Raw genomic sequence first — 13,069 nt, forward strand, 5'->3', positions numbered from 1 at the left:
GCCGCTTGTGTCTTGATGGGGGATTAGAATCTGGAGTGAGAGCGGTGAATGGCAAGCTGAATGCCGCAGGTGCCTTGAGCACGAGTAGGAGCACAAGCTGCCATTCACCGTTCCACTTTGGCGAGAGCCCGAACAGTTGGATGCGGCTCTGATCTCGAATCACAAGCGTGGGCCAAGCCAAAGTCCTCTCACTGTGTTGAGTCTAGGAGGTTTTGGTGATGGCTTCCTTCTTGGGTATCGATGTTTCCAGTCTCTCCCTGGATGTCGCGGTGCGGCCCCAGGGCATCAAGATTCATGTGAGCAATGATCCGGCAGGCTTTGAGGCGCTACTGAAGAGCCTTCGCAAGCTCAGTATCAAGCGCGTCCTGTTAGAGGCAACGGGTGGCTACGAGCGAGAGGTCATGCGTTTTCTACAGGACTCTGGCTACAAGGTCATACGCGTCAATCCCAAGCGAGCCAGGTCATTCGCTGATTCCTTGGGCATCAAGGCCAAGACCGACGCCATCGACGCCGAGGTTCTGGCGCACTATGCCGAAGTCATTCCAGATCAACCCTCTCTGCGAATCAGCCCAGAACGAGTCCTTCTGCGAGAGCTGCTTCAGCAACGTGATCGGTTGGTTCAACAGCGAGATGACGACCTGAGGCGCCTGAAGCAGGTGCAATCGACTGCAGTTGCTAACTACCTGAATGCCAACCTGAAACACTTCAAAGCGCAGATCAAACTGGTTGAACGTGAGATCGAACAGCAAACCCCGATGCTAAACGACGAGCGGGTTGCCCAGCTGATTGAGGTGAAAGGCATTGGGATGGTGACAGCGGGCAAACTAATCGCGCTGCTGCCGGAGCTGGGTCGGGTTGAGTCCAAAGAAATTGCCTCCCTGGTCGGAGTGGCGCCCTTCAACCACGACAGCGGGAAATCCGTGGGTAAGCGTTCTATCTCTGGCGGGCGATTTGCGGTCAGGCGATCGCTGTACATGGCATGCCTTGTGGCGATGAAGTACAACCCAGCACTCAAGGCTCGTTATCAGTCACTGCGCGAGCGCGGAAAACTTCCCAAGGTCGCTATCGTGGCCTGCATGAGGACGTTCATCGTGCGGCTAAATGCCATGCTCAGAACGGGTACATCATGGCGCGACCTAGTGCTACCGCAGCCTGAAAGTACAACGTAAATCCAGAACGCAGCATGAGCCGCGTGGAAGCGGCCTTGCCCACGAAGTCGACACCGTGGTGGATGCACGGGCTTCGCCCGTGTTCGCGGGACAAGCCCGCTCCCACAGGGGTCACGCTAGATTCTAGAAATTGAGCAAGACAGTTGCTCCTACAAGAATTCGCGACCGCCTGTAGGAGCGGCCTTGTGCCGCGAAATGAGGGCGCAGCCCTCACCTACAAAAGCTACAGCCACACACAATCCCAATGTGAATACTCGCCAACGCGTTTGACCAGCCCTGCACGAATAGGATTGGCAATGATGTAACGGGCAGCTGCCTTGATGTCATCATCTTTACGCAAAGCCCGATCGTGAAAGCCTGGCTGCCAGATACGTTGACGGTCTGCTCCGGCACGAAAGAGCGCGCAACTGCTTCTGGATTTGAATGCACACATCAGACTGCTCAAGCTGTCTTTCCTGAGTTCGACTAGCCAGTGCAGGTGATCTGGCATAAGTACCCAAGCCAAGGACTGGCAAGCGCCTTCCTGCTCACTCAAACAAAATTGTTGGATGACTGTCCTGGCGAAGAGCAGGTCAGTGAAGAGCGGTATGCGATTTCGGGTAATGGTTGTAAGCAGGTATGGACGACCTGTCTCTGAATAGCGCCCTCTGCGCAGACGATGGTTGCCTTGATGTTCCATGCTTCACTCCTTTGAACATTGCATTCAAAGTTAGCCGCATGGGCCGAACTACTTTAGGAGAAAGCATTTCAGATTGTGCTTTCGGTGGCGCCCTTTCGCGGCACAAGGCCGCTCCTACAGGTAGTCGCGACCTGCTGTAGGAGCGGCCTTGTGCCGCGAAAGGGCCGCAAAGCGGCCCCAGTGATTACGAAGACAGGTAGGAAGACCGGGTCAAGCCAAGACGCAGCGCATCGAGGAACTGCGTGCGTTCCCGCGCGCTGATGCGTGCGCTGGCCACCTTGTCGCGGTAGTGGGTCATCAACTCCTCCGGCGACAGGTGCACATAGCGCAGCATGTCCTCGATGGTGTCGTGAGTCTCGATACCGGCGTGGTACACGCTGCCATCGGCATTCTGGTAGATGTTCACCGAGTCGGTGTCACCGAACAGGTTGTGCATGTCGCCCAGGATCTCCTGGTACGCGCCCACCAGGAACACACCCAGCAGGTAGTCCTCGCCCACCTTGACCGCATGCACCGGCATGCTGGTCTCGATGCTCTGCTCGTCGACGTACTGGTTGATCTTGCCGTCGGAGTCGCAGGTCAGGTCCTGCAGCACCGCGCGACGCAGCGGCTCTTCGTCCAGGCGGTGCAGCGGGATGATCGGCAGTACCTGGCCGATAGCCCAGGTGTCCGGCAGGCTCTGGAACACCGAGAAGTTGCAGATGTACTTGTCGGCCAGCTTGTCGTTCAGCTCGTCCAGCACCTGGCGGTGCGAACGCTGGCGGGCCTTGAGCGAGTTGTGCAGGCGACGGCACACGGCGAAGTAGCACTGTTCGGCCAGTGCCTTCTCGGCCAGGGTCAGCTTGCCATCAGCGTACTGCGCGGCCACGTCACCCATGTAGTGGGTGGCGCGCCAGTAAGTTTCGGTGACCATCTCGATGTCGGTCGGACCCAGCAGGTCGGCCAGCCACTGCACGGTCTCGGGCAGGCTCTCCTTGTTCTCGATCACCGGCATTTCGTCGTTGTGGCTCTCGACGTCGGTCACCTGGATCACCAGCATGGCGTGGTGCGCGGTCAGCGAGCGGCCGCTCTCGGAGAAGATGTGCGGGTGCGGCAGGCCCTGCGCGTCGCAGAACTCCTTGAGCATCCCGACCACCACGCCGGCGTAGTCGTCCATGTCGTAGTTGATGGAGCTGGCGTTGCGCGAGTGGGTACCGTCGTAGTCAACGCCCAGGCCACCGCCGACGTCGATATGATCGACTGGCAGGCCCAGGGCACGCAGCTCGCCGTAGTAGCGAATGGCCTCCTTGAAGCCGTGCTGGTAGTCGGCCAGGTTGGCGATCTGCGAGCCCATGTGGAAGTGCAGCAGGCGGATGCCCTGGTCGAGCCCGGCGTCACGGAAGCGCTGCACCACCGAGATCAGCTGGGCGGCGGACAGGCCGAACTTGGACTTCTCGCCCCCGGTGTCTGCCCACTTGCTCGACGCCAGCGACGACAGGCGCACGCGCAGGCCGACCTGCGGCTTGACCTTCAGCTCCGCGGCTTCCTCGATCACCAGGGCGACCTCGGACTCCTTCTCGATCACGATGAACACATTGTGGCCGAGCTTCTGGCCCATCAGCGCCAGGCGGATGAACTCACGGTCCTTGTAGCCGTTGCAGACGATGGTGCCGCCTTTCGGAGCCAGCGCCAGCACCGCCAGCAACTCGGGCTTGGAGCCGGCTTCCAGGCCGATGGAAACGTTCTGGGTGGCGATGATGTTCTCGACCACCGCTTCCTGCTGGTTGACCTTGATCGGGTACAGCGCGGTGTACTGGCTCTGGTATTCCAGGCGCGCGATGTTGGCGTCGAAGGCGCCGGTCAGCTGGCGCACGCGGTCCTGCAGGATGTCCGGGAAACGGACCAGCAGCGGCAGCGACAAACCACTCTGGCGCAACTCCTGGACCTGCTCGAACAGGTCGATCGGGGCGCTGTCCGGGCCGTTGGGGCGCACTTCGACGCGCCCGGCTTCATTGATGGCGAAATAACCAGCGCCCCAATGGCGGATGCCATAAACACTGCGGCTGTCGGCCACGGTCCACTGGCTGCCATCGTCTTTGCGTGTGCGTCGTACGGACATTCAAGTCCCCTATAGATAAGTCCAAGACACTGCCCCGTCAGGTGGCGGGCGCAGTGTAGAAGCTGAAAATGACGAATCGTCCGTGCCCCCGGATAGACCCTGGCCACGGCATCGAGTTTAGAAAGCGCTGGGCGAAAAGTCGCGCGACGGCCTCAGCCGCCGGATTTCTTCGCCTTGAAGCCCTGTTTGATCAGCTCGCCGAGCAACAGTTCGACGTGGTCGCCCTGAATCTCGATGACCCCGTCCTTGAGCGCGCCGCCGGTGCCGCAGCGACGCTTGAGCGTGCTGGCGAGCTCCTTGAGCTGGTCGAGGGGCAGGGGCACGCCGGTGATGGTGGTCACGGTCTTGCCGCCACGCCCCTTGCTTTCACGGCGCACACGGGCGATGCCATCCCCTTCGGGGATGACCGATTGGCTGCAGATGCAGGCGTCCACCGGTTTGCCACAGTCGGGGCAGTGCCGACCGGCATCGGTGGAATATACGAGACCGCCTAGGGCGGCGAAGGAAGAAGCTTTCTTGGCCACTTTTGTTCCTCTGTGCTGAGGACAAAAACTGGTCGACGGGAGCCGACCGCGAAGCCCCACTCTGGCAGGGGCGGCGCTACTGTCGCAAGGTCCTGCGACAGCCCGAAAAGGGCGCGCAGTGTAACGATAAATCCGGCGGTTGCTAAGTACAGGATTGCGCCATTTTACGAATGTTTTGCGACCTCGCTGGCCTGTTCGCCGGCAAGCCGGCTCCCACGGACGGTGCAGGAGCCGACTTGCCGACGAACAGGCCCAACGCAATCATCCCTGACTCGCCGTGTACCGCTGCAAGGCCACCAGCGAATCCGGACAGTACGGCTTCTTTACACACTCGTCCTCGACCGCCTGCAAGCTGACGAACCGCGCCTCGCTCACCTCTTCCGGCTGCAACCGCAGCGGCCCGTCCCAGACCGCCGAATACACCGCGCACCACAAGCGATTGCCCGGCTGCTCGAAGTAGAACGTCTCGTGAAAACGCAACTCGACGCCGCTCACGCCCAGCTCCTCGGCCAGCTCCCGGGCCGCCGACTGGTCATAGCTTTCCTGGCAGGCGACCATGCCACCCGCCGCCACATCCCAGTAGCCCGGGTACAGCGCCTTGCTCAGGGTGCGACGATGCACGCACAACTCACCACGGCTGTTGAACAGCAGAATGAAGGTGCAGCGCCCGATCAGGCCGCGCTCGCGCAGTTCGGCCCTGGGCAGGGCGCCGAGCAATTGGTCATGCTCGTCGACCCAGGCCACCAGTTCGGCGTCGGAGGCCGCGCGGTGCGCGACCTCGGCAGGGTTGATAGGCATCTCAGCCCTGGGACAGCAGTTGGCGCAGGTCGATGACCGCGGCGTTGGCTCGGGAAATGTAGTTGGCCATCACCAGCGAGTGGTTGGCCCACATGCCAAAGCCGCTGCCGTTGAGCACCATCGGGCTCCACAGCGCTTCCTGCGAGGCTTCCAGTTCGCGGATGATCTGCCGCACGCTGACCGTGGCGTTCTTCTTCGCCAGCACGTCGGCGAAATCCACCTCGATGGCGCGCAACAGGTGCGACAGGGCCCAGGCCTGGCCACGGGCCTCGTAGAACACGTTGTCGATCTGCAGCCAAGGCGTCTCGACCACTTCCTCGTCGACCTGCGGTGCCTGGCCAGGTGCCACGGACTCGGTCTTCAGGGTGTTGTTGAGCTTGACCCGGCCAACGCTGGCCGACAGGCGTTGCGACAGCGAGCCCAGGCGGGTGGCCACGTCACCCAGCCAGTTGTTCAGGTTGTCGGCACGGGTGTAGAAGATCGCGCCCTGGTCGCCCTTTGCCAGGCGAGTCTGGTAACGGCTCAGCGACTTGATGCCCTCTTCGAACTCCGACTCGCTCGACGGCAGGATCCAGCTCTTGTTGTCGAAGTTGAAGCGCGGCTCGGCCTTGGCCAGGTCGGCGTCTTCGGTCGACTGCGACTGGGAACGGGCAAAATCCTTGCGCAGGGCGCGGGACAAGTCGCGGACCTGGACCAGCACGCCGTACTCCCAGCTCGGCATGTTGTCCATCCACAGCCCCGGCGGGAAGCGGTCGTTGGAGATATAGCCACCCGGCTTGTCGAGCAGGGTGCCGGCGACGGTCTTGAGGGTTTCGACAGTGGTATAGCCGACCACCATCTGCTGGCCGTTGCGCTCGGCAGCGGCCTGGGCATTCTGTTGCACCGGGAACAGCGCCGGCTCCTGGCTCCAATACCAGCCCAGGCCGACGCACACCAGCAGGTACAAGCCGATCAGGGTCCCCAGGGCCCGGCTCCAGAGGCCGCCCAGGTAGCTACGGGTGGCGGCGCGACGGGTATCGACCCGCTCGCGGGGCTCGGCCTTGGCCTCGCGGTTTTTCCAATCCAGCATGGCATTGTCCTTAATCAGTCTCGACAGTTCAGGGCTTGGACCACAGGCCGCAGCCAGGGTGCCACGACAAGCCCGCGTCGCAGCACTATAAAGCAGACGCCGCCATTCGTATAAGCGACCAGTGGGTCAGCAACTGAATATTCGTCCCGTAAACACTTTGTTGACCTCGGGCACTCGCTTGTCGGAAAGCAGTGCTAGCATAGAGCCATCATCGAACCTGAACCCTCCCCTTATAAGTAGTCAGGACATGACCCAGTCAGCCGAGCCCAGCCACGAGCGCCTCAAGCAGCATTTCGCCCAACGGGTCATCCACCAGGCCCGGCAGATCCTCGAGATCTGGCAACGCCTGCAACGTGGCGAATGGTCCAACGGCGACCTGGGCGAGCTGTGCGAGGCCAACCTGCGCCTGCAGCGCTACGCCGAGCGCTTCGAACAACCCGAGCACGGCACCCTGTCGGCGGCCATCGGCCAGACCTTGCGCGCCATCGAGGCCAACAGCGCACGGCTGAACTCCGAGCTGATCGGCGAACTCAACCGCCTGATGCAGCGCCTGTCGCGCACCGGCCTGCGCAAGGGCGACCAGCTCGACAACGTGCCCCTGCCGCCCCTGCGCAAGCCGGTGTACATCGTCCTGCAGGACCATGACCGCGCCGAGCGCCTGGCCCAGCAGCTGGAATTCTTCGGCCTGACCGTGCAGGCCCTGTACAGCGCCGAGGCGTTCCAGGCGTCGATGAGCGAGCGCCTGCCGTCGGCGATCATCATGGACGTGGATTTCACCGGCCCCGGCATCGGCCTGCAATTGGCCGCCCAGTCCCAGCAGGGGCTGGAGCAACGCATTCCGCTGCTGTTCTTCAGCCTGCACGAAACCGACACCCCGACCCGCCTGGCCGCCGTGCGCGCCGGCGGCCAGGAGTTCCTGACCGGCACCCTGGAGGCCTCCAGCCTGCTGGAAAAGGTCGAGCTGCTGACCAGCGCCACCCAGTACGACCCGTTCCGCGTGCTGGTGATCGACGACTCCCGTGCCCAGGCCATGCATACCGAGCGCCTGCTCAACAGCGCCGGCATCATCACCCGCACACTCACCGAGCCGATCCGTACCATGAGCGAGCTGGCCGACTTCCAGCCCGACCTGATCATCCTCGACATGTACATGCCCGAGTGCAGCGGCACGGAACTGGCCAAGGTGATCCGCCACAACGACCGCTATGTCAGCGTGCCGATCATCTACCTGTCGGCCGAGGACGACCTGGACAAGCAGCTCGATGCCATGAGCGAAGGGGGTGACGACTTCCTCACCAAGCCGATCCGCTCGCGCCACCTGATCACCACGGTGCGCAACCGCGCCGCCCGCGCCCGCCACCTCAAGGCGCGGATGGTGCGCGACAGCCTGACCGGGCTGTACAACCACACGCATATCCTGCAGTTGCTCGAGGACTGCAGCTTCCGCGCCCGCCGCGAGGAACAGCCGTTGAGCTTCGCCATGCTCGACATCGACCATTTCAAGAAGATCAACGACCGCCATGGCCACCCCATGGGCGACCGGGTGATCAAGAGCCTGGCGCTGTTCCTCAAGCAGCGCCTGCGCAAGACCGACTACATCGGCCGCTACGGTGGCGAGGAGTTCGCCATCGTCATGCCCAACACCGCGCTCGAGGCCGCGCACAAGGTGCTGGACGAGATCCGCCGACGTTTCGCCGAGATCCACTACCCCGCGCAACCTCATGACCTGCAGTGCACGTTCAGTGCCGGGGTGGTGCAGTTGGCCGACCGTCTCGATGCGCTGACCATGGCCAGCGCGGCGGACGAAGCGCTGTACCGGGCCAAGCATGCCGGCCGCAACTGCGTCGTGAGAGTCGACCCCTGACCTGATCTGTAGGAGCCAGCCTTGCTGGCGAACCGACACACCCGGACCATCGGCGCTGGCATCTTCGCCAGCAAGGCTGGCTCCTACGGATACCGGCACTGTGCCACTTTTTTAGGGCGCCAACCCGCCACCGTCATCACCCCGTCACAAAACAGCAATAACTTCAGGCGCCTCCCCCCGCAGGAAGTTCGCGGCTATGCGCCTGAAGTGGCTGACCAATTTCAACACCCTGTTGCTGGTGACCGTGTGTATCGCCCTGGGCGCCACCCTGTGGTGGTCGCAGCGCGCCCTGGAGCGCCCTTATCAGATGATGGAGCGCTACCTGGGCCTGTCGCAGCAGTTCCAGAACGATGCCGCGCGCAACACCCAAGCCTACCTGGCCAGCGGCGACGCGTTGCGCCATGCCTCGGCCATGGAAGCCAGCAAACAGTTGCAGGCGGCCCTGGCGGACTGGCCGGAAAACCTGTCGGCCAAGCTGCGGCCAAGCCTGGACAGCCTGCAAGCCTTCACCGCCAATGAACTGCTCGCCGCCGGCAAACTGGCCGGCGACCCCCAGGCCCTGTTGCTGCAAGCCGAGCGGGAGCAGGGAGCGAATCTCGAACAACTGGCCGGCTACGCCCGCGACAGCGGCAGCCCTGACGCCGGTCGCTACCTGGCGCCCCTGTTCGAGGCTTCGCTGCACCTCGGCCGCCTGTCCCTGGCCCGCGACAAGCTGGTCAGCAGTGGCCGCGCCGAGCTGGCCGACGAGGTGGAGCGCGAGCTGCAACTGATCGCCGCCCAAGCCCAGGTCATCGACGGCCTGCCACTGCTCGGTGTCACCCGCGCCGCCGAATCCAATGCCGACGACTTCGCCGCGATGATGGGCCTGCAGGCCCAGGCCAGCGCCCAGCAGGAGGACATCGCCGTGGGCCTGAAGCGCGAGCTGCACAGTTTGCTCGGCCGCTACCCCGCCGAACTGCAGCGCACCCGCGAACAGATCGAGCGCCGCGCCGCCCTGGCCGCCAGCACCGGCGAGCGCCTGGAGGCGGTGCAGCAGGCCATCGCCGGCCTCGAGCCCGAGGTGCGCGGCCTGCACGCCACGATCGCTGGCGAGGTACGCCTGATCCAGGGCCTGATGATCGGCCTGATCCTGCTCATCGCCCTGCTCATCGACACCCTGCAACGTCGCCTGGCCCGCACCCTCACCGGCCTGGCCCCGGCCCTGTCGCGCTGGGCCGAGGGCGATTTCGCCCAGGCCATCGCGCTGGGCAGGAGCAACCGCGAACTGCACGACATCCAGGCATCGCTCAACCGCCTGCGCCAGTACCTGGTGGAACTGGTCGGCACCATCCGCCACAACGCCGAGCAGGTCGCCGGCAGCAGCCACGCCCTGGCGGGCATGAGCAGCGCCCTGCACGACGGCGCCGAGCGCCAGGCCGGCGACACCGCGCAGATCCGCGATGCCCTGGGCGAACTGGAGGCGACCATCCAGCAGGTGGCCGGCGATGCCAGTTCGGCCGCTGACGCCAGCCGCGATGCCGGGCGCGCCGTGGAGCAGGGCCAGGCGGTGATTGGCCAGAGCCTGTCCGGCCTGCGTTCGCTGGTCGACGAAGTGCAGGGCAACGCCCGCATGATCGAGCAACTGGCCGAGGAGTCGGCGACCATCGGTGGCGTGCTCACGGTGATCCGCGCGATCGCCGAGCAGACCAACCTGCTGGCCCTCAACGCGGCCATCGAGGCGGCCCGGGCCGGCGAGATGGGCCGTGGTTTCGCCGTGGTGGCGGATGAAGTGCGCTCGCTGGCCCAGCGCACCACGGGCGCCACCGGGGAAATCCAGGCGCTGATCGATCGCCTGCAACAGGCCGCTCGCGAGTCGGTGCTCGGCATGCGCGCGCAGTTGGAGCATGCCGAGGCCACTGCCAGCCAGGCGCAATCGGCCGATGGCGCGCTGGACGAGATCGTCAGCGCAATTCGCACCATTTCCGACACCGCGGTGCGCATCGCCGATGTGACCGCGCAGCAGACCGGGGCGGTGAGCGAGATTCGCGATCACAGCGAAAGGATTCATGAATTGGGTGAGGACAACCTGCAGCGCATTGGTGAAGGGCGTGAGCAGGGGGAGCAGTTGCTCAAGCTGGGAAGTGAGCTGAACACGGCAGTGCGGGCGTTCCGCCTTTGAGAAAAATGCCAGCAATACCGGCCCTTTCGCCGGCAAAGCCGGCTCCTACAGGTATGGCGTCGATCCTGAAGCTGGCAGGGCACATGTAGGAGCCGGCTTTGCCGGCGAAAGGGCCTGCACAGGCACCGACAAGCCAGCGGCCATGTGTCGCCCCCGCAGGCAACGTGGCCCCAACTGCAGCCAACTCCGCTATCATGCCCGCCACGTTCCACCTCGCGAGTCCGCCATGCGCCGCCTGTTTTTCCTGCTGTTCCTGCTGCTGGCCAGCCCCGCCTTCGCCACGGGCCTGCTCGACAACCGCCCCAGCGCCACCCTCGGCGCCGCCTCCAACAACGCCGATTTCCTGCCAGTGCACGAGGCCTTCAAGCTCAGCCTGGTCCAGGCCGACGCGCAAAGCATCAAGCTGCGCTTCGTCGCCACCGACGGCTACTACCTCTACCGCCACCGCTTCCAGTTCCGCAGCGAACCTGCGGACATCAAGCTCGGCACCCCGGACATCCCCAAGGGTGAAGCCAAGCACGACGAGTTCTTCGGCGACGTCGAGGTGTACCACGGCGTGCTCGACATCGAGGTGCCGCGCAACGACCCGCGCGCCTTCACCCTGCTGGTGGGCTACCAGGGCTGCGCCGACAAGGGCCTGTGCTACCCACCGGAAACCGAACGGCTGGCCATCGATGGCGAAGGCGCCCCGCTGCCAGTGGCCGGTGAGCAGGGCTGGACCTGGAAATCCCTGCTGCTGTTCTTCCTCGCCGGGGTCGGCCTGACCTTCACCCCGTGCGTGCTGCCCATGCTGCCGATCCTCTCCGGCGTGGTGTTGCGCGGCCAGGTCGGTGGCCTGCGCGGGCTGTCGCTGTCGCTGGCCTACGTGTTGCCGATGGCGGCCAGCTTCGCCGTGCTGGGTGCGTTGATGGGCCTGTTCGGCGCCGGCCTGAACCTGCAGGCGCGCCTGCAATCGGCCTGGGTGCTGGTGCCGTTCGCGGCGTTCTTCGCGCTGTTCGCCCTGGCCATGTTCGGGCTGTTCGACCTCAAGCTGCCGCATGCCCTGAGCAGCCGCCTGGACACCCTCGCCCATCGCACCAAGGGCGGCTCGCTGCTGGGCGCGGCGGTGCTCGGTGTGCTCTCCAGCTTGCTGGTATCCCCCTGCGTCTCGGCGCCCCTGGCCGGCGCGCTGCTGTACATCAGTGCCAGCGGCGATGCCTTGGGCGGCGCCCTGAAACTGTTCGCCCTGGGGCTGGGCATGGGCGCCCCCCTGCTGCTGGTGGCCACCGGTGGCGCCGCCTGGCTGCCCAAGAGCGGCCCATGGATGAACACGGTAAAGAACGCCATCGGCGTATTGCTGCTGGGCTTGGCCATCGGCCTGCTCAGCCGCGTGCTGCCTGGCCCGGTCACACTGCTGCTGGTCGGCTTGCTCGCCGGCGGCGTGGCGCTGTTCCTCGGCGCCCTGGAATTCGTGGTCAAGACCCCACGCCAGCGCCTGGCGCAACTGCTCGGCCTGGCCCTGCTGGTGTACGCCCTGGCCTGCGGGTACGGCGCCCTGAGCGGCCAGGGCGACCCGCTGCGCCCGCTGCCCCCACCGGTCGTCGCCAGCACCGCGACGGCGGTGCAAACCAATACCTGGCAAACCATCACCACCCCGTCCGCCCTCGACGCCGCCCTGGCCGAAGCCAAGGCCGCAGGCCAACCGGTGCTGCTGGACTGGTACGCCGACTGGTGCATCAGTTGCAAGGTGATCGAGCACGAAGTGCTCAACGCCGAGCAGGTACGGGCGCAACTGGGCGCCTTCCGCCTGCTGCGCTTCGACATCACCGAGAGCAACGCCGAACAGCGCGCCCTGCTCGACCGCTACCGCCTGTTCGGCCCGCCCGCGTTGATGTTCTTTGCGGCGAACGGCAGCGAACTGACCACTGATCGGGTGATTGGCGAGATAAACGCCGGCGATTTCGCCCAGGTTCTGGCGCGCGTGCGTGGCCAACTCGGTCTATAACTCCCTGCGGCCGGTGAAAAATCTCGCAACAAGTGACCAGAGTTAATCATCTGGTCACATACTTTGCGCGAACCTCGGACATCGTGCCGGCTATTGCCGGGAACTGGACACCCAGCGCCGGTTCCGGCATAGTCGCCGCGCTATGTCGAATTGCCCTACAAAACCAAGGAATCGCAGATGGCAACCCTACTGGTGCTGCACGGCCCCAACCTGAACCTGCTCGGGACCCGCGAACCGGGTCACTACGGTGCCGCCACTCTGGCGCAGATCAATCAGGACCTGGAGCAGCGCGCCCGCGCCGCCGGCCATCATCTGCAATACCTGCAGAGCAATGCCGAGTACGAATTGATCGACCGTATCCACGCCGCGCGCAACGAAGGCGTGGACTTCATCCTGATCAATCCGGCCGCTTTCACCCACACCAGCGTCGCATTACGTGACGCATTGCTTGCGGTGAGCATCCCATTCATCGAAGTGCACCTCTCCAACGTGCACAAGCGTGAACCGTTCCGTCACCACTCCTACTTCTCCGATGTCGCGGTGGGAGTGATCTGCGGCCTCGGCGCCACCGGTTACCGGTTGGCCCTGGAGTCGGCGCTGGAACACCTGGCTGCCAACGCACAGCCCTGATGACACAAGGTCTTGGCCCACGGGCCGAGGCTCAGAAGAAACGTTTTCGACACGTTTTCAAATTACGTCCCCGACCGAACCTTGGGAGTTGATGAT

The 13,069-nt window shown here is 64.2% G+C and carries 10 protein-coding genes; 5 read left to right on the forward strand and 5 right to left on the reverse strand.

What is annotated here, in order from left to right:
- Positions 1–218 precede the first annotated feature (218 nt).
- Positions 219–1,169: a transposase gene (locus P5705_RS17140; protein WP_277462054.1), complete on the forward strand. Its 951-nt coding sequence runs from the start codon at positions 219–221 to the stop codon at positions 1,167–1,169.
- Positions 1,170–1,392: 223 nt separating this feature from the next.
- On the opposite strand, the gene P5705_RS17145 is transcribed toward P5705_RS17140, so the two are convergent.
- The 5 genes from P5705_RS17145 to P5705_RS17165 form a co-directional block, all read right to left on the reverse strand.
- Positions 1,393–1,848 (reverse strand): REP-associated tyrosine transposase, encoded by a 456-nt coding sequence (locus P5705_RS17145; protein WP_277462056.1) that lies wholly within the window; start codon positions 1,846–1,848, stop codon positions 1,393–1,395.
- Between the two features lie 184 nt (positions 1,849–2,032).
- Positions 2,033–3,946, reverse strand: coding sequence for an arginine decarboxylase (gene speA / locus P5705_RS17150; RefSeq protein WP_011535862.1), 1,914 nt, complete (start codon positions 3,944–3,946; stop codon positions 2,033–2,035).
- 152 nt (positions 3,947–4,098) lie between these two features.
- Complete coding sequence (locus tag P5705_RS17155) at positions 4,099–4,470, reverse strand: translation initiation factor Sui1 (RefSeq protein WP_277462058.1); 372 nt, start codon at positions 4,468–4,470, stop codon at positions 4,099–4,101.
- Positions 4,471–4,731: 261 nt separating this feature from the next.
- Positions 4,732–5,268 (reverse strand): NUDIX hydrolase, encoded by a 537-nt coding sequence (locus P5705_RS17160; protein WP_277462059.1) that lies wholly within the window; start codon positions 5,266–5,268, stop codon positions 4,732–4,734.
- A 1-nt stretch (position 5,269) separates the two neighbouring features.
- Entirely contained in the window at positions 5,270–6,337 is a 1,068-nt protein-coding gene (locus P5705_RS17165) for a DUF2333 family protein (RefSeq protein WP_213658463.1), read from the reverse strand.
- A gap of 247 nt (positions 6,338–6,584) precedes the next feature.
- Between P5705_RS17165 and P5705_RS17170 the strand changes: the two genes are divergently transcribed.
- The 4 genes from P5705_RS17170 (at position 6,585) to aroQ (ending at position 12,973) form a co-directional block, all read left to right on the forward strand.
- Positions 6,585–8,201, forward strand: coding sequence for a response regulator (locus P5705_RS17170; RefSeq protein ID WP_277462061.1), 1,617 nt, complete (start codon positions 6,585–6,587; stop codon positions 8,199–8,201).
- A gap of 1,378 nt (positions 8,202–9,579) precedes the next feature.
- Positions 9,580–10,359 carry a methyl-accepting chemotaxis protein gene (locus P5705_RS26450; protein ID WP_431196954.1) on the forward strand — a complete coding sequence of 260 codons (780 nt, stop codon included), beginning with the start codon at positions 9,580–9,582 and terminating at the stop codon, positions 10,357–10,359.
- 226 nt (positions 10,360–10,585) lie between these two features.
- Positions 10,586–12,343, forward strand: coding sequence for a protein-disulfide reductase DsbD (locus tag P5705_RS17180; protein ID WP_277462063.1), 1,758 nt, complete (start codon positions 10,586–10,588; stop codon positions 12,341–12,343).
- A 177-nt stretch (positions 12,344–12,520) separates the two neighbouring features.
- A complete protein-coding gene (gene aroQ / locus P5705_RS17185; protein WP_011535870.1) occupies positions 12,521–12,973 on the forward strand; it encodes a type II 3-dehydroquinate dehydratase in 453 nt (150 codons plus the stop codon).
- The last annotated feature ends 96 nt before the right edge of the window (positions 12,974–13,069 follow it).

Origin of the sequence: Pseudomonas entomophila, assembly GCF_029478665.1 — a bacterium.
Classification (GTDB): Bacteria; Pseudomonadota; Gammaproteobacteria; order Pseudomonadales; family Pseudomonadaceae; genus Aquipseudomonas; species Aquipseudomonas entomophila_F.